We start from the raw sequence: 16,145 nt of genomic DNA, 5'->3' as shown, positions 1-16,145 counted from the left end.
GTCAGGCCTGCCATTCGCCGGCGAGCTTCGTCACATCCGCCACCGCCGCGCGGATGTCGTCCGGCGAGCCGCCACGGCGACCCGCGACCAGGCCCGCCACGAACGCGCTGAACGGCGCGGCCGGCCGGGCGACGCCGTTCGCGACGTCCTTCGCCAGGTCCAGGATCAGCGAGATCGGCACGTCGTCGGCGCTCAGATCGAAGCGCTCCCGCAGGGCATCCGCCCAGCTGTCCAGCGTCTCGGGTGGCAGGTGCTCGCTCATGGATGCTCCTTCGTCAACTGCTCGTAATCGTCCCATGTGTCCACGTCCTGGGCTCCGTCGCCCGAGTCGTGGATGAGCTCCACGGACAGCCCGGCGAGCAGCGCCCGCACCGGCTGGTCGCGCCCGCCGTCCGGCAGAGCGGATGCCGCACTCACCAGCGCCGGCGTGCGATACACGCCCGTGAGCCACTGCGCCCGCCCGGTCTCGTCGACCAGACACGCGCCGTCCGTCTCCGGCGGGAGAGCCGGGATGCCGGCCGCCAGGCGGGCGACGGCGACGTCCGGATGCGGCAGGTCACAGGCCAGCAGGAAGGTCCACTCCGTGGCATCCGCCCCCCGAACCTCCAGCCCGGTCACGATGGCGGCGGCCGGCCCGGAGAACGGCGGGTCCTCCCGCACCCACCTCACGGCCGCGCGGGCAGTGCCGGATGCGGATGTCGTGTCGGAAGCAGTCGCAGCAGCTGCCGGCTCATGCTCTGCATCTTGCGAAGCATCGGCGTCAGCCGGCGGCACGACGGCATCCGGCTCCGGCCCCACCACGACGATCGGATCCGCGCCGACGGAGACCACCGCGGCGATCGCCCGATCGCGCATGCTCACCCCGTCGACGAGCAGCCCCGGTTTGTCGATGCCGCCCATGCGCGAGGCGCGACCGCCGGCCAGCAGCACCGCACCGAACCGCACGACCATGATCAGGCGGGCTCGTCCGGCCGATGCCAGTCGCCGGACTTGCCACCGGTCTTCGCCACGATGCGCACGTTCGCGATCGAGGTGCCCTTGTCGAGCCCCTTCACCATGTCGACCACGGTGAGCGCGGCGACCGACACGGCCGTGAGCGCCTCCATCTCCACCCCGGTGCGGTCGGCCGTGCGCACGGTCGCCTCGATCTCCACGCCCTCGTCGGTGATCCGCAGATCCACCGCCGCCCCGTGCACGCCGATCACGTGCGCCAGCGGCAGCAGCTCGGGAGTGCGCTTCGCCCCGGCGATGCCGGCGATGCGCGCCACCGCCAGCACGTCGCCCTTCGGCACGGTGTCATCCCGCAGCGCCGCCACGACACGCGGGGCGCAGTGCACGAACCCCCGCGCTGTCGCCGAGCGCACTGTCGGCTGCTTCTCGGTGACATCGACCATGCGGGCGTGACCAGCGGAATCCAGGTGCGTGAAGCTCATGGCACCAGCATGACATCGACGACGTCGCCGATTCCGACGTGGTCGACGTCGGTGGGGATGATCGCATAGGCCTCCGCACGCCCGAGGCTGGCCGCCAGGTGCGACCCGCCGGACGACGCCGGCGCCACCCCGTCGCGCGTGACCAGCACCGGGCGGTACTGGCGGCGGCCGGGAGGGGTGCGCCACGCCTCCACCGCGGGCAGGCGCACGATCAGTCGGTCCAGGTCGGCGGCGCCCTGCATCGCCCGCAGTGCGGGACGCACGAACACCTCGAACGACACGGCGACGCTCACCGGGTTGCCGGGCAGCCCGAAGAGCAGCGGTCCGCCGTCGTCCGGGCCGTCGCCGAACCCCTGCGGCTTGCCCGGCTGCATGGCGACCTTGTCGAACCGCATCCGGGCGACGCTCTTGACCACCTCGTACGCGCCCTCGCTGACGCCCCCGGAGGTGATCACGACATCCGCGCCGAGGGCCGCGGCATCCGCCAGCGCCGCACGCAGGCCGTCGCCATCGTCGGTGACTGAGGTCGTCATGATCACCTCGGCGCCGTTCTCGCGGCACAGCCCCTCCAGCAGAGTGCCGTTGGACTCCGGGATCTGCCCGCGCTCCAGCGGCGCACCCGGTGGGCGCAGCTCGTCGCCGGTCGAGATCACCGCGACGCGCGGCACGCGCGAGACGACGACCTCGTGCACCCCGGCCGCGGCGATCCCCGCCAGCTGCCGACCACCCAGGTCGGCGCCGGCGGGCAGGATCACGTCGCCGGCACGGCACTCATCGCCCTGCTGTCGGATGTGCGCACCGCGGGCGTGCGGGGCGGCGAGCACACGGATGCGGCCCAGCGACTCCGCCAGACCCCCTGCGGTGTCCTCGAACGGCACGATCGCGTCGGCGTCGTTCGGCACCGGCGCCCCGGTCATGATCCGCACCGCCTGCCCGCGCCCGAACGACGGGTCCTCGGCGCTGCCGGCCGGCACGTCGGCGACCACCTCGAGGTCCACCGGCGCGCCGGCGGCGGCATCCGCCACGTCGTCGAACCGCACCGCGAAGCCGTCCATCGCGGAGTTGTCGAACAGGGGCAGGTCCACGGCCGAGCGCACCGGCTCGCGCAGGATGCGGCCGAGCGCGCCCGGCAGCGGCATCCGCACGGCTTCGAGCGGACGCACGGCCGCGAGGATCCGCGCACGATGCTCCTCCACGGTGATCAGCTGCGCGGTCATGCCGGCTGCCTCCTGCGCTCGTATCCGTCCATGCCGCCGCGCAGCACCACGGCGTTCACTCCCCGGCCGCGCAGAGCCTGAGCGGCACGTCGTGCGCGCGCCCCCACCTGGCACACCACCACGACCTCGCTGCCGGCCAGCTCCGCCGCCGCGGAGTCGACCGATTCCAGCAGCGCCGCCAGCGGCAGGTGCCGCGCCCCGGGGAGCATCCCGCGGGCGACCTCCTCGGCCTCGCGCACGTCGATCACGACGGCTCCGTCGGCCGGGTGGTCGACCTCGCCGACGGCCTCGACGGCATCGGACAGCGGAGCGGATGCCGTCGCCCGCGACGCACGCAGCGGCGCCTCGCGCACCGTGCCCGCGAGCGCGTCGATCATCGCGATCCGGCCCAGCAGGGGCCGCCCGATGCCGGTGATCAGTTTGAGCGCCTCGGATGCCATCATCGAGCCCGCCTGGATGCACAGCGGACCGAAGACACCTACGGCCGAGCACGACGGCGCCTCGCTCCCGGGCGGGTACAGGTCATGCAGGCGCACCGCCTCCGCAGGCTTGGGAGGCGCCGACCAGAACACCGTCACCAACCCGGCGAACTCCTGCACGGTGCCCCATACGAGCGGCACGGCCAGCCGCTCGCAGGCGGCGGCCACGACCTCGCGGCTCTCGAAGGAGTCCGTGCCGTCGAGCACCAGGTCGACCCCGGAGATCAGCTCGGCGGCGTTCTCGTGCGTGAGCCGGGTGGTCACCACCCGCACCTCGGTCTCGGACAGGTCGGCGGCCACGCGCACCACGCTGTCTGTCTTGGGTCGCCCGACGTCCTGCAGGCGATGGATGACCTGGCGCTGCAGGTTGGAGAGCTCGACATCGTCGTCGTCGAACACCACGATGGTGCCGACTCCCGCGGCCGCCAGCGCGAGCACGACCGGGGCGCCCAGACCGCCCGCGCCGATGACGCCGACGCTGGCTGCGGCGATGCGGCGCTGCCCGTCGGAGCCGAGCGCGGCGAGGCACTGATGCCGCGCCGTGCGCAGCTGCTCCCTGCTGCTGAGCGCATCGACGGGTTCGACCAGCGGGGGGAGGGACATGACCTCCAGGGTAGACCTCGCCTCGACCCGGATGGACTCCGCTTCTGCGGACAAGAAGCCTGCTTTCATCCGCACATGCGGTGATAGTCTGCGGACATGTCCGCAAGCTACAAGATCGCACTCGCCGCGGACCTGCTCGGGGTCAGTGACGACACGGTGCGCCGCTGGGTCGACCAGGGCGTGCTGCCGGTCACCGACGCCAGTCCGGCCGATATACCCGGCGAGGCGCTCGCCCGGCACGCGATCGCCCTGGCGAAGTCGGCGGAGGACGCCACGGGCGTGCGCTCCAGCGCACGCAACCGCTTCACCGGCCTGGTCACCAACGTCGTGATGGACACCGTCGCCGCCCAGGTCGAGATCCAGGCGGGCCCGCACCGGGTGGTCTCGCTGATGACCGCCGAGGCCGTGCGGGAGCTGGGCCTCGAGGTCGGATCGCTCGCCGTCGCCGTGGTGAAGGCGACGACGGTCATCGTCGAGACCCCGCGCTGACCGCGCACGCACGTGAGGAGAAGAGCCATGCGCCGCATCCCGATCATCGCCGTCGCCACCGCGGCCGTCGCGCTGCTGCTCGGCGGCTGCGCGTCCACGGCATCGCCCGACACGACCCCCACGAGCAGCCGCACGGGGGGATCGGATGCGTCCGGAGGAGGCGTCGCGCCGAGGGACGCGCCGTCGCCGGCGGATGCCGATGTGCTCACCGGCGAACTGTCGGTCTCGGCAGCGGCGTCCTTGAAGGGCGCCTTCGACCAGGCGATCGCGCAGTTCGAGAAGCTCTTCCCCGGCGTGCACGTCACCGCGACCTACGACGGCTCCAGCACGCTCGCCACCCAGATCGACGGCGGCGCGAAGGTCGACGTGTTCGCCTCCGCCGACGAGGCGAACATGGCCAGGGTCACCGGCGCCGGCCTGGCATCGGGCCCTGCGGTCTTCGCACGCAACACGCTGGTCGTCGTGACACCGAAGGCGAACCCGGCTGGAATCAAGACGCTCGCGGATCTCGCCAAGCCCGGTGTGAAGGTGGTGCTCTGCGCACCCGAGGTGCCCTGCGGCGCGGCGTCGAAGAAGCTGCTCGCCGCCCAGCGGGTCACCCTCACGCCGGTCAGTCAGGAGCAGAACGTGACGGCCGTGCTCACCAAGGTGCGCAGCGACGAGGCTGACGCCGGGCTCGTCTACAAGACGGATGCCGCCGCCGCGACCGCCGACGTCCGCTCGTTCACCCCGGCCGGCGCCGATCAGGTCGTGAACGCCTACCCGATCGTGGCGTTGAAGGATGCTCCGAACCCCGATGCCGCGACGACGTTCGTCTCGTTCATCACCGGCACGCAGGGGCAGAAGATCCTCGCGTCCTTCGGCTTCGACGGGCCGTGATGCCTCGACGCGGCTCGCAGACGACCGGCGCCCGCGGTCATGCGCCGCGGGTGCTGATCGTGCCCGCGGCGCTCGGAATCGTGTTCCTCGTGCTGCCTCTCGCCGCCCTCGTCGGGCGCGTGCAGTGGGGAACGCTGTGGCAGGACGTGACCTCGGTCGAGGCGCTCGGCGCGCTGCGGCTGTCGCTGGTCACCGGGCTCGTCGCCACGGCGATCTGCCTGCTGATCGGCATCCCGCTGGCACTGACCATCGCCCGAGCCGCTCCGCGCACCGCCGCGGTGCTGCGCGCGGTCGTCACCGTGCCGCTGGTGCTGCCCCCGATGGTCGGCGGGCTGGCGCTGCTCTTCCTGTTCGGCCGATCCGGCTGGCTGGGCTGGACCGGGTGGCAGGTGCCATTCACGACCCCGGCCGTCGTGCTCGCTCAGGTGTTCGTCGCGCTCCCGTTCCTCGTGCTGGCGCTGGAGGGCGCCGTCCGCACATCGGGCGTGGAGTACGAGCGCACGGCGGCCGGCCTGGGGGCCGGGAGCTGGACGATCCTGTGGCGGGTCACCCTGCCACTGGCAGGCCCGGGACTGCTGTCGGGAACCGTGCTGTGCTTCGCGCGGGCGGCCGGCGAGTTCGGCGCGACTGCGCTGTTCGCGGGCAACGCGCCAGGCGTGACGCAGACCATGCCGCTGGCGATCTACACGGCGTTCAACGGTGCCGGCGTCAGCCAGGGCAGCGCCATCGCGCTGTCGCTGATGCTGCTGGTCACGTCGGTGGCGGTGCTGCTGCTGGTGCGCGGCTGGCGGCCCGGCGGGGGAACCGCGGTCGCGGAGGAGCTGCGATGAGCGCGGATGCCGCCGGCCGGGACGCCGTGCTGGACGCCCGCATCCGCGTCGACCGCGGCGGCTTCGCCCTGGACGCCCAGCTGAGAGTGGCCGCAGGGGAGACCCTCGCCGTGATGGGCCCGTCGGGTGCGGGCAAGTCGACGCTCCTGGGCGCGATCGCCGGCTTCACACCCCTGACGGCGGGAACCGTGCAGCTGGGAGGCAGGACGGTGCAGGACGCGGCCGGCGTCGACGTGCCGCCGCGCGAACGCGGCGTGATCCTGCTCGGACAGCGGGCGCGGCTGTTCCCGCACCTGAGCGCGCGCGACAACATCGCCTTCGGGATGCGTGCGCACGGGGTGCGCAGAGCGGATGCCGGAATGCGCGCCGACGCCTGGCTCGAGCGGGTCGGCCTGCCGGGCTTCGGCGCCCGGCGCCCGGCGCGGCTGTCGGGCGGACAGCAGCAGCGCGTCGCGCTCGCGCGGGCGCTGGCGGTGTCGCCGCGCGTGCTGCTGCTCGACGAGCCGCTGACCTCGCTCGATCCCGCCACCGCCGACGGCATCCGCTCCCTGCTGCGCGACGAGCTCGCCGCCACCGGGACCACCGCCGTGCTGGCCACGCACGATGCGGCGGATGCGCGCGCGCTCGCCGACCGGCTGATCGTGCTCGAGCACGGCGGCGTCACCGCCGAGGGCGCACCCGATGCCGTCCTCGGCGAACCGGCCACGCCCTTCATCGCCGCGGTCGCGTCGACCCTGCCCGGGACGGACGGGTCATGGCAGGCGCGCGTCGAGAGCGCCGAGACGAGCGCCGACGGCATCCGCGCTCACGCCCGCACCGCCGACGGCGATCTCGTCGAGCTGATCCTCCCGGCCGGTTCGCCCGTCACATCCGGCTCGACGATCAGCATCCGCCCGCCGGCCTCCTGACCCTCCACGGCCTCCGCGTCCGCCTCCGCCCCCCGCCGTTCGGTACGGATGTCGGTCGAGAACACGGATGTCGGTCAGGACGCCGGATTCGGGCCTGCCGACATCCGTACCGAGCCATGGGTCCGCCCCGGGGGGAGTACCGTGGCGGGCAGCGAGGACGGACACCCGGGAGGACGCGATGGGCAGGATCACCACCCGCAAGAAGGTCGTTCACATCACTGCCGCGACAGACGGCGCCGAGGGCGCGGCCGTGCGCCGGCTCGACACGCTCGCGGTCGAGGAGCCCCTGGAGATCCGCGTGTCCGGCGCACCGCTCACGGTCACGATGCGCACGCCGGGACATGACGTCGAGCTCGCCGCCGGGTTCCTCGTCTCGGAGGGCGTGATCCGGCACCACGACCAGTTCGCCTCCGCGATCCACTGCGGCGGGCCGGGCACCGGCGGGTCCGTCGCAGCGCCGGGCGCCTATGCCCTCGGCGCATCGGCGGCCGACGGCGGCAACACCTACAACGTCCTGGACGTCACGCTGGCACCTGGCACGCCGCTGCCCGACCCGTCGCGCGCGCGGCACTCGTACACGACCACCGCCTGCGGTGTGTGCGGTGCGGCGTCCATCGAGCAGGTCGCGACCACCTCGGCGTTCGACGTCTCCGCGGATCCGCTGGAGGTGGATGCCGCGACCCTCGCCGAGCTGCCGGACATGCTGCGCTCGCGGCAGGAGGTGTTCGAGAAGACCGGCGGACTGCACGCGGCGGGCCTCTACGACGCCGCGACCGGCGAACTCCTGGTGGTGCGGGAGGACGTCGGCCGGCACAACGCGGTCGACAAGGTGGTCGGATGGGCGGTGCTGAACGGACGCCTGCCGCTGACCGGCACCGTGCTGCAGGTGTCGGGGCGGGCGAGTTTCGAACTGGTGCAGAAGGCGGTCATGGCCGGCATCCCGATGCTGTCGGCCGTATCGGCGCCGTCGTCGCTGGCCGTCGAGATGGCCGAATCCACGGGGCTCACCCTGGTCGGCTTCGTGCGCGGCGCGAGCATGAACGTCTACTCGCGTCCCGAGCGCGTGCGCGAGGCAGTGCCCGCGCCCGTGTGACCGGACCGCGAAAGCACCTCAGGCCCTTGCATGGGCGGCATGCGGCTGGTACCCCGGAGAGAGACCCAGGCGAAGGAGCACGTGATGGCGGCGAAGGCCCCGATCCAGGACATCAGTGACGACGCGAGGGACGCGGAGGTCGGACCGCCGAAGGAATGGGCCGCGGGCGTGCCGGGAGTGCTGCACTCGATGGTGCCCGGCATCAGGGAGATGGGCGTGCGGCGCGCACTGACCCTGCTCACGGACATGAACCAGAAGGACGGCTTCGACTGCATGAGCTGCGCGTGGGCCGATCCCGACCACCGCAAGACGTTCGAGTTCTGCGAGAACGGCGCGAAGGCCGTCACCTGGGAGGCCGCGCCCGTCACGATCCCCACGGCGTTCTGGGCGCAGAACTCCATCAGCAGCCTGCTCACCAAGTCGGAGTACTGGCTGGGCATGCAGGGTCGTCTGGTCGAACCCGTCTACAAGCCCCAGGGCGAGGATAACTACCGGCCGATCTCCTGGGATGAGGCGTTCACGCTCATCGCCGACCGCCTGAAGGCGATGGACTCGCCCGACGAGGCGACGTTCTACACGAGCGGCCGCACCGCGAACGAGACCGCCTTCATCTACCAGTTGATGGCGCGCACCCTCGGCACCAACAACCTCCCGGACTGCTCGAACATGTGCCACGAGTCCACCGGCACGGCGCTGGGCGAGGTGATCGGTATCGGCAAGAGCACGATCTCCTATGACGACTTCGGCAAGGCCGACCTCATCATCGTGATGGGCCAGAACCCCGGCACCAATCATCCGCGCATGCTCACCGCGCTGGAGGAGGCCAAGGACAACGGGGCGAAGATCGTCGCCGTCAACACGCTGCACGAGGCGGGGCTGACCCGCTACAAGAACCCGCAGCGGGTGCGCGGCATCATCGGCCGCGGCACGGGTCTGGCCGACCAGTACCTGCTCATCCGGTCGGGCGGCGACGGCTGGCTGATGAAAGCCGTCTCGAAGAAGGTCCTCGAAGCGGAGGACGCGGCACCGGGGACCGTGCTCGATCACGCCTTCCTCGACGAGCACTGCCAGGGACTGGAGGAGTTCCGTGAGCACGTCAGGACGCTCGACGAGGACAGGGTGCTGCAGGCCACCGGCCTCTCCCAGGCCGAGATCGACGAGCTCGCCGACCGCTACCTGAACTCCGAGCGGGTCATCATCACCTGGGCGATGGGGCTCACGCAGCATCGGGATGCGGTGAAGATCCTGAAGGAGGTCATGAACCTGCTGCTCCTGCGCGGGAACATCGGCAAGCCGGGCGCCGGCGCCTCGCCGATCCGCGGCCACAGCAATGTGCAGGGCGACCGGACCATGGGCATCTGGGAGCAGATGCCGGAGAGCTTCCTCGCGGCCCTGGACCGGGAGTTCGGCATCACGGTCCCGCGCGAGCACGGCTACGACGTGGTCAAATCGGTGCAGGCGATGCGCGAGGGCAGGACCAGGGTGTGGATGGCGATGGGCGGCAACATGGTCGCGGCCGTCTCGGACACGCACGCCGCCGAGGAGGGCTTCCGCAACGTCGGGCTGAACGTGCAGGTCTCCACCAAGCTCAACCGCAACCACCTCACCGTCGGGGACGAGGCGATCATCCTGCCGGTGCTCGGACGCACCGAGATCGACCGGCAGGAGGCCGGCGAGCAGTCGTTGTCGGTGGAGGACTCGGTGTGCGCGATCCACGCCACGCGGGGCAAGGTCGAACCGATCTCCGATCAGCTCAAGTCGGAGGTGTCGGTGGTCGTCGGCATCGCGCGGGCGCTGTGGGGCGATGACGGCCCGATCGACTGGGCCGGGTTCGAGAAGGACTACGACCGGATCCGGGAGCACATCGAGCACGTCGTCCCCGGGTTCGACGACTTCAACGCGCGCCTGCGCGAGGAGCACGGGTTCATCCTCCCGCACGGGCCGCGCGACTCCCGGACGTTCCCGACGGCGACCGGCAAGGCGATGGTCACCGTGAACGAACTGGAGTACCTGGAGTGCCCTCCGGGCCGACTCCTGCTGCAGTCGATGCGCGCGCACGACCAGTTCAACACGACGATCTACGGTCTCGACGATCGCTACCGAGGCATCCGGAAGAGCCGCCGTGTGATCTTCGTGAACCCCGACGACCTCAGGGAGCTCGGCATCGCCGACGGCCAGATCGTGGACGTGCACAGCGAGTACGAGGACGGCGTCGACCGGGTCGTGCATGAGTTCAAGGCCGTCTCCTATCCCACATCGCGCGGATGCGCCGCGACGTACTTCCCGGAGGGGAACCCGCTGGTGCCGCTGGGCCTGACGGCGTTCGGCAGCAACACGCCCGCCTCGAAGGGCGTGGTCGTCCGGCTGGAGCCGGTCACCCGCTGAGCGGTCCGATCCGGCCGCCGGCACGGACACGACGACTACGGTGGAGGACATGGCACTGCAGCTCGGATCACGCCTGCGGGACACCCGCGGGCGGATGCTGCGCGACCTGCGCATCTCGGTCACCGACCGCTGCAACTTCCGCTGTGTGTACTGCATGCCCAAGGAGGTCTTCGGCCGCGACCACGACTTCCTGCCGCACACCATGCTGCTGAGCTTCGAGGAGATCGTGCGCGTCGCCCGGGCGGGCGTCGCACACGGCGTGCACAAGCTGCGGCTGACGGGCGGCGAGCCGCTGCTGCGCCGCGACATCGAGACGCTGATCGCGATGCTGGCCGAACTGCGCACGCGCGAGGGGGAGCGCCTCGACATCGCGCTGACCACCAACGGCTCGGCTCTCGCGCACAAGGCGCAGGCGCTGCGGGATGCGGGCCTGAATCGCGTGACGGTCTCGCTGGACTCCCTCGACGACGCGACCTTCCGTGCCATGAACGACATCGACTTCCCGCTGGCGCGGGTGCTCGACGGCATTCGCGCGGCAGAGGAGGTCGGCTTCGACGCCATCAAGGTCAACACGGTGGTCAAGCGCGGCGTGAACGAGGACGACGTGCTCCGCATCGCCGAGCGCTTCCGCGGCACGGGTGTCACCGTGCGCTTCATCGAGTTCATGGACGTGGGAACCACAAACGGCTGGAACCTCGACCAGGTGGTGTCCTCGGCCGAGATCATCGAGCGGATCGGCGCCGTGCATCCGCTCGAACCGCTGCAGCCCGCCTACCACGGCGAGACGGCGACGCGCTGGCGCTACCTCGACGGGGCGGGGGAGATCGGCGCGATCTCCAGCGTCACGGCGCCGTTCTGCGGCACCTGCAGCCGGGCGCGCATCTCGGCCGACGGCAAGCTGTTCACCTGCCTGTTCGCCTCCGGCGGGCACGATCTGCGCGCGCTGCTGCGCGGCGGAAGCTCGGATGCCGAGCTGGAGGCCGCCCTGGCGCGGATCTGGGGCGCACGCGACGACCGCTACTCGGAGATGCGCTCCGCGGACACCGCTGCGGAGCGCATCGAGATGTCGTACATCGGCGGATGAGCGCGGAGCTGATGATCGACCGGCGCGGTGACGCGCTGACGTACCGCGTGCAGGACGACGGGGCCGAGCTCGCGCACGGCACGGTCGACGGGATCGGCGGAGCGCTCGCGCACATCGTCCACACCGTGCGTCCGCCGGTGCGTCCGGGGGAGCCGGCGCCTACGGTGCTCAGCATCCGGCACCGCACGGAGCAGTCCCTCGCCGACACGGATGCCGCGGTCGCGGCGATCCTGCGGATCTGCGCCGAAAAGGGTCCGGTGATGGGGGAGACCCCGCGGGTGGTTCTCGCTACGCTTGAGGGGAGCGCCACACCGGATCCGAGCGCCATGGCCGCCGAAGCACCCGTGCCCGACAACTGCACCGTCCCCAGGAGTCCCATCGTGTCCGAAGACCTGCCCGACCTGCGCCGCGCTGCGGGAGTGCTGTTCGACCTGGACGGCGTGCTCACGCCGACCGCCGAAGTGCACATGCGCGCATGGCAGGCCGTGTTCGACGAGGTGCTGACCCGCTGGGGCGTCACCGAGCCGTACACGGACGCCGACTACTTCGCGTACGTCGACGGCAAGAAGCGCTACGACGGCGTGGCAAGCCTGCTGCGCAGCCGCAACGTCGAGATCCCGTGGGGCGAGGTCACCGACCCGCCCGAGGCGGAGACGATCTGCGGCGTCGGAAACCGCAAGAACGCCGCGTTCGCCGCCGCGCTGCGCAGCGAAGGCATCGCGCCGTACCCGGGTTCGCTCGCACTGCTGGAGCAGCTCCGCGCCGCCGAGGTCCCGATGGGCGTGGTCTCCAGTTCGAAGAACGCGCCCGAGGTGCTGGCATCCGCCGGCATCCGCGACTTCTTCCGCATCGTCGTCGACGGCGTGGTGGCCGAGCACGAGCACCTCGCGTCCAAGCCCGCCCCCGACATGTTCCGCGAGGGCGCACGGATGCTGGGCGTCGACCCCTCCGAGGCGATCGCCGTGGAGGATGCGGTCTCCGGCGTGGCATCCGCTGCATCCGCCGGTTACGCGACCGTCGTCGGGGTCGACCGCGGCGCGGGCGCCGACGCGCTGCGCGAGGCCGGTGCCACCTGTATCGTCGATGATCTTGCGCGTCTGCTCTCCGGTCCTGAACCCGGGCGCGACCCGCGCTGAGCCCCTCACCCTTCAGAATCCCTTCGGAGAACGCATGATCGACCGCGAACGCCACCCCGTGGACCCCTGGCGCCTGATCGAGACCCGCTACGACGACGACGGCGTGTCCGAGACGCTCTTCTCGGTCGGCAACGGCTACCTCGGCCTGCGCGGCAACCACATCGAGGGACGCGGCGCGCACGAGCACGGCACGTTCATCAACGGTCTGCACGAGACGTGGCCGATCCGCCACGCCGAGCAGGCGTACGGGTTCGCCGAGGTGGGGCAGACGATCGTCAACGCGCCGGATGCCAAGGTGATGCGCGTCTACATCGACGACGAGCCGCTGTCCTTCGACGAGACGGAGATCCACGAGTACTCCCGGGTGCTCGACATGCGCACCGGCGTGCTGTCGCGCACCGTGGTGTGGGTGACGCCGTCGGGCAAGCGCGTGCGCATGCACGACGAGCGGATCGTCAGCTTCGACGAGCGGCACCTGGCGGTGCTGCGCCTCGAGGTCGTCGTGGAGAACGCCGACGCCCCGGTCACGATCAGCTGCCAGCTGCTGAACCGCCAGGACGGCGCGGGCATCTACGCCGGCGACCCGATGGCGTCGAAGTCCGAGGGCAAGGCGGGCTTCGACCCGCGCAAGGCGGAGAAGATCACCGAGCGCGTGCTGCAGCCGGTGGAGTACTGGCAGGACGGACTGCGCTCCGCGCTGTCGTACCGGGTGACCGACTCGGGCATGAGCGTCGCGGTCGTGGCCGATCACGTCATCGAGACCGAGAACGACTACAGCGCCCGCACGCTCATCGAGCCGGACATCGCCAAGAACGTGTTCCGCGTGCAGGCGAAGGCCGGCGTGCCGATCCGGATCAGCAAGATCGTCAGCTACCACAGCTCGCGGGGCGTGCCGCCGCGTGAGCTCGTCGACCGCTGCCGCCGTTCGCTGGACCGCGTGGGCGTGGAGGGCGTCGACGCCCTGTTCCGGGCCCAGGAGGCGTGGCTCGCCGCGTTCTGGGAGCGCTCCGACGTGCGCATCGCCGGCCACGACGACCTGCAGCAGGCCACCCGGTGGTGCCTCTTCCAGCTCGCGCAGGCGGCGTCCCGTGCCGACGGCACCGGTGTCCCGGCGAAGGGCCTGACCGGCTCGGGCTACAGCGGCCACTACTTCTGGGACACCGAGATCTACGTCCTGCCGTTCCTCACCTACACCTCGCCGCAGTGGGCGAAGAACGCGCTGCGCGCCCGGGTGCTCATGCTGCCCGCCGCCCGACGCCGTGCCGCCCAGCTCAACGAGGCGGGCGCTCTGTTCCCGTGGCGCACGATCAACGGCGAGGAGGCGTCGGCGTACTACGCCGCAGGCACCGCGCAGTACCACATCAACGCCGACGTCAGCTATGCGCTCGGCAAGTACGTGCGCGCCACCGGTGACGAGGAGTTCCTGCGCCGGGAGGGCGCCGACATCGCGGTCGAGACCGCGCGGCTGTGGGCGACGCTGGGCTTCTGGCGCGGCACCAACGGCCACTCGACGTTCCACATCCACGGCGTCACCGGTCCGGACGAGTACACCACGGTCGTCAACGACAACCTGTTCACGAACGTGATGGCGCGGTACAACCTGCGGCTGGCGGCGCGCGTGGTGCGCGAGATGGCCGAGCAGGACCCGGCGGCCTACGCCGCGCTGGTGGAGCGCACCGGTCTGGATGCCGGGGAGCGGGAGGCGTGGGACCGGGCGGCCGAGGCGATCCACATCCCGTTCAGCGAGGCGCTGCGCATCCACCCGCAGGACTCGCTGTTCCTGGAGCGCGAGGTGTGGGATCTGGAGGGCACCTCGCCCGACCAGCGCCCGCTGCTGCTGCACTACCACCCGCTGGTGATCTACCGGTTCCAGGTGCTCAAGCAGGCGGACGTCGTGCTGGCGCTGTTCCTGCAGGGCAACCACTTCACCGACGAGGAGAAGCTCGCCGACTTCGACTACTACGACCCGCTGACCACCGGCGACTCGACCCTGTCGGCCGTGGTGCAGTCGATCATGGCGGCGGAGGTCGGATACCAGGATCTGGCGCGCGAGTACTTCGAGCAGGCGCTGTTCGTCGACCTGGGGAACCTGCACCACAACTCCTCGGACGGCGTGCACGTGGCATCCGCCGGCGGCGTGTGGACCGCGCTGGTCAGCGGCTTCGGCGGCATGCGCGACCACGACGGACTGCTGAGCTTCGACCCGCGCCTGCCGGCCGACTGGCCTGAGCTGTCGTACGCGCTGCAGTGGCACGGCTCGCAGCTGCAGGTGACCGTGACGCGCGAGGCGCTGCGGCTCGAGGTGCGCTCGGGCGATCCGGTGGACTTCAGCGTGCGCGGGGTCGCGTACCGGGCATCCGTCGCCGAGCCGGCTGTGGTGGCGCTGGCGGGTCAGGGGCCCGTGCGGCCCGGCCGCCCGACGCTGCGCCAGTTCGAGGATGCCCGGCGCGACGACGGCACGCTCATGCAGCCGACCGTGCCCGTGACCACCACGTCGATTCCGGTCATCGGGGTGTTCGAGGACTAGGCATGACGGTAGCCGTCATCGTGCTGGGATTGATCCCGGCACTCATCGCGCTGGTCCTCGCGATCCTCGCGCGGGTGGCGTCGAACCGGGCACCGGCGTCGCCGGGCCCGCAGTTCGCGCCCCTCGCGGGCGCGGAGGTGCTCGACGACGCCCTGCTGCTGGATGCTGACGACAGGGCGGCCGCCGCGATGCTCGTCGACATGGCGGTGGGCAGGCGGATCCGGCTGCTCGCGGAGGAGCCTGATGGCATCGGTCGGCGCGCACGCCGGCGCACACCAGTCGGCGTCGAGATCGTCGAGGGCGCGGAGTTCAGCGCCGATGAGCTGAAGGTGCTGGAGGCCGTGCTGGGCGACGGCGCCGGCCGGGAGCGGGTGCGGCGGCTCTCGTCGAGCGGACGCGCGCTCGCGCACCGGGTGAGGACCGTGCTCGACGGTGCGCGGGAGCGGCTGCAGGCTGCCGGAATGATCCGGCCCGGCCGACGGCACTGGCCCGTCGCGCTGCTGCGCGCCGCCGCAGTGATCCTGCTGCTGTGGAACGGCTTCCTGCTGATCGCTGCGCTGGCCGAGGGGCCGCTGGCGGCGTCCATCCTGCTGGGGTGCGGGATGCTGGTGTGCCTGGCCGCGCTGGTCGTCGTGCCGCGGGCGTGGCGGACGTTCCTGCCCGCATCCGACCCCGCGCGGGCGCACCTCGCCGGCCTGCGCGAGTACATGGCGCTCGCCGAGGCCGAGCCTCTGCGGTTCCTGCAGTCGACGGAGGGCGCGCTGCTCTCCGGCGACGTGTCGGCGGATGCCGCAGCGCAGCGCCTGCAGCGGTTCCTGCTCAACGAGCGGCTGCTTCCGTATGCCGTGCTGTTCGGCATGGAGCGCTCCTGGGCGCAGCTCGTGCGGGTGCAGTCCGATGGGCTGCCCGCGGTGGAGGGCGTCGGCGACGTGCTCGAGGCGACCGCGCTGGTGCTGCAGGTGATCGAGCTGATCGGCGACGCGGTGCAGCTGGTCGGAGCGGTGGTCGACCTGGGCGACGCGTTCGGCGGCGTGGCGGAGCTGGCCGGGGGCCTGCTGGACGCGTGAGCGGCCGAGCGCGTG

At 71.6% G+C, this 16,145-nt stretch carries 15 protein-coding genes; 10 read left to right on the top strand and 5 right to left on the bottom strand.

Annotation, left to right across the window (positions count from 1 at the left end; translation table 11 throughout):
- Window position 1: 1 nt before the first annotated feature.
- The 5 genes from MIAR_RS13270 to MIAR_RS13250 are packed head-to-tail and all read right to left on the bottom strand — an operon-like array spanning window position 2 to window position 3,732.
- Window positions 2-262 carry a DUF6457 domain-containing protein gene (locus MIAR_RS13270; RefSeq protein WP_285636771.1) on the bottom strand — a complete coding sequence of 87 codons (261 nt, stop codon included), beginning with the start codon at window positions 260-262 and terminating at the stop codon, window positions 2-4.
- Complete coding sequence (gene mobA / locus MIAR_RS13265) at window positions 259-951, bottom strand: molybdenum cofactor guanylyltransferase (protein ID WP_285636768.1); 693 nt, start codon at window positions 949-951, stop codon at window positions 259-261. Before mobA ends, MIAR_RS13270 begins: the two co-directional genes overlap by 4 nt.
- A gap of 2 nt (window positions 952-953) precedes the next feature.
- Window positions 954-1,433, bottom strand: coding sequence for a cyclic pyranopterin monophosphate synthase MoaC (gene moaC, locus MIAR_RS13260; protein ID WP_285636765.1), 480 nt, complete (start codon window positions 1,431-1,433; stop codon window positions 954-956).
- On the bottom strand, window positions 1,430-2,650 hold the full coding sequence (locus MIAR_RS13255; RefSeq protein WP_285636762.1) for a molybdopterin molybdotransferase MoeA: 1,221 nt from the start codon (window positions 2,648-2,650) through the stop codon (window positions 1,430-1,432). Before MIAR_RS13255 ends, moaC begins: the two co-directional genes overlap by 4 nt.
- Window positions 2,647-3,732 carry a ThiF family adenylyltransferase gene (locus MIAR_RS13250; RefSeq protein WP_285636759.1) on the bottom strand — a complete coding sequence of 362 codons (1,086 nt, stop codon included), beginning with the start codon at window positions 3,730-3,732 and terminating at the stop codon, window positions 2,647-2,649. The genes MIAR_RS13255 and MIAR_RS13250 overlap by 4 nt, the downstream gene beginning before the upstream one ends.
- A gap of 96 nt (window positions 3,733-3,828) precedes the next feature.
- Here MIAR_RS13250 and MIAR_RS13245 point away from each other — a divergent pair, with 96 nt between their 5' ends.
- The 10 genes from MIAR_RS13245 (at window position 3,829) to MIAR_RS13200 (ending at window position 16,130) form a co-directional block, all read left to right on the top strand.
- Window positions 3,829-4,221 carry a TOBE domain-containing protein gene (locus MIAR_RS13245; protein ID WP_285636756.1) on the top strand — a complete coding sequence of 131 codons (393 nt, stop codon included), beginning with the start codon at window positions 3,829-3,831 and terminating at the stop codon, window positions 4,219-4,221.
- Between the two features lie 27 nt (window positions 4,222-4,248).
- Entirely contained in the window at window positions 4,249-5,100 is an 852-nt protein-coding gene (modA, locus tag MIAR_RS13240) for a molybdate ABC transporter substrate-binding protein (protein ID WP_285636753.1), read from the top strand.
- A complete protein-coding gene (gene modB / locus MIAR_RS13235) occupies window positions 5,100-5,930 on the top strand; it encodes a molybdate ABC transporter permease subunit (RefSeq protein ID WP_285636750.1) in 831 nt (276 codons plus the stop codon). Before modA ends, modB begins: the two co-directional genes overlap by 1 nt.
- On the top strand, window positions 5,927-6,838 hold the full coding sequence (locus tag MIAR_RS13230) for an ABC transporter ATP-binding protein (protein ID WP_285636747.1): 912 nt from the start codon (window positions 5,927-5,929) through the stop codon (window positions 6,836-6,838). The genes modB and MIAR_RS13230 overlap by 4 nt, the downstream gene beginning before the upstream one ends.
- A 178-nt stretch (window positions 6,839-7,016) precedes the next feature.
- A complete protein-coding gene (fdhD, locus tag MIAR_RS13225) occupies window positions 7,017-7,931 on the top strand; it encodes a formate dehydrogenase accessory sulfurtransferase FdhD (RefSeq protein ID WP_285636744.1) in 915 nt (304 codons plus the stop codon).
- An 84-nt stretch (window positions 7,932-8,015) separates the two neighbouring features.
- Window positions 8,016-10,316, top strand: a complete 2,301-nt coding sequence (locus tag MIAR_RS13220) for an FdhF/YdeP family oxidoreductase (protein ID WP_285636742.1) — start codon at window positions 8,016-8,018, stop codon at window positions 10,314-10,316.
- 49 nt (window positions 10,317-10,365) lie between these two features.
- On the top strand, window positions 10,366-11,400 hold the full coding sequence (moaA, locus tag MIAR_RS13215) for a GTP 3',8-cyclase MoaA (protein WP_285636740.1): 1,035 nt from the start codon (window positions 10,366-10,368) through the stop codon (window positions 11,398-11,400).
- Window positions 11,401-11,780: 380 nt separating this feature from the next.
- The gene (locus tag MIAR_RS13210; protein ID WP_285638519.1) at window positions 11,781-12,536 is read left to right on the top strand and encodes an HAD family hydrolase; all 756 of its coding nucleotides are present in this window, start codon (window positions 11,781-11,783) and stop codon (window positions 12,534-12,536) included.
- Window positions 12,537-12,570: 34 nt separating this feature from the next.
- The gene (locus MIAR_RS13205) at window positions 12,571-15,063 is read left to right on the top strand and encodes a glycoside hydrolase family 65 protein (protein WP_285636738.1); all 2,493 of its coding nucleotides are present in this window, start codon (window positions 12,571-12,573) and stop codon (window positions 15,061-15,063) included.
- Window positions 15,064-15,065: 2 nt separating this feature from the next.
- Entirely contained in the window at window positions 15,066-16,130 is a 1,065-nt protein-coding gene (locus tag MIAR_RS13200) for a DUF2207 domain-containing protein (RefSeq protein WP_285636735.1), read from the top strand.
- Window positions 16,131-16,145 lie beyond the last annotated feature (15 nt).

The organism is Microbacterium arabinogalactanolyticum, from assembly GCF_030268005.1.
GTDB classification, from domain to species: domain Bacteria; phylum Actinomycetota; class Actinomycetes; order Actinomycetales; family Microbacteriaceae; genus Microbacterium; species Microbacterium arabinogalactanolyticum.
Note: the sequence above shows the minus strand (reverse complement) of the source record. Positions and strands in the feature narration are given on the sequence as shown.

Coding starts and splice junctions, on each gene's coding strand:
- MIAR_RS13270 (WP_285636771.1), bottom strand. CDS start 262: ATGAGCGAGCACCTGCCACCCGAGACGCTGGACAGCTGGGCGGATGCC.
- mobA (WP_285636768.1), bottom strand. CDS start 951: ATGGTCGTGCGGTTCGGTGCGGTGCTGCTGGCCGGCGGTCGCGCCTCG.
- moaC (WP_285636765.1), bottom strand. CDS start 1,433: ATGAGCTTCACGCACCTGGATTCCGCTGGTCACGCCCGCATGGTCGAT.
- MIAR_RS13255 (WP_285636762.1), bottom strand. CDS start 2,650: ATGACCGCGCAGCTGATCACCGTGGAGGAGCATCGTGCGCGGATCCTC.
- MIAR_RS13250 (WP_285636759.1), bottom strand. CDS start 3,732: ATGTCCCTCCCCCCGCTGGTCGAACCCGTCGATGCGCTCAGCAGCAGG.
- MIAR_RS13245 (WP_285636756.1), top strand. CDS start 3,829: ATGTCCGCAAGCTACAAGATCGCACTCGCCGCGGACCTGCTCGGGGTC.
- modA (WP_285636753.1), top strand. CDS start 4,249: ATGCGCCGCATCCCGATCATCGCCGTCGCCACCGCGGCCGTCGCGCTG.
- modB (WP_285636750.1), top strand. CDS start 5,100: ATGCCTCGACGCGGCTCGCAGACGACCGGCGCCCGCGGTCATGCGCCG.
- MIAR_RS13230 (WP_285636747.1), top strand. CDS start 5,927: ATGAGCGCGGATGCCGCCGGCCGGGACGCCGTGCTGGACGCCCGCATC.
- fdhD (WP_285636744.1), top strand. CDS start 7,017: ATGGGCAGGATCACCACCCGCAAGAAGGTCGTTCACATCACTGCCGCG.
- MIAR_RS13220 (WP_285636742.1), top strand. CDS start 8,016: ATGGCGGCGAAGGCCCCGATCCAGGACATCAGTGACGACGCGAGGGAC.
- moaA (WP_285636740.1), top strand. CDS start 10,366: ATGGCACTGCAGCTCGGATCACGCCTGCGGGACACCCGCGGGCGGATG.
- MIAR_RS13205 (WP_285636738.1), top strand. CDS start 12,571: ATGATCGACCGCGAACGCCACCCCGTGGACCCCTGGCGCCTGATCGAG.
- MIAR_RS13200 (WP_285636735.1), top strand. CDS start 15,066: ATGACGGTAGCCGTCATCGTGCTGGGATTGATCCCGGCACTCATCGCG.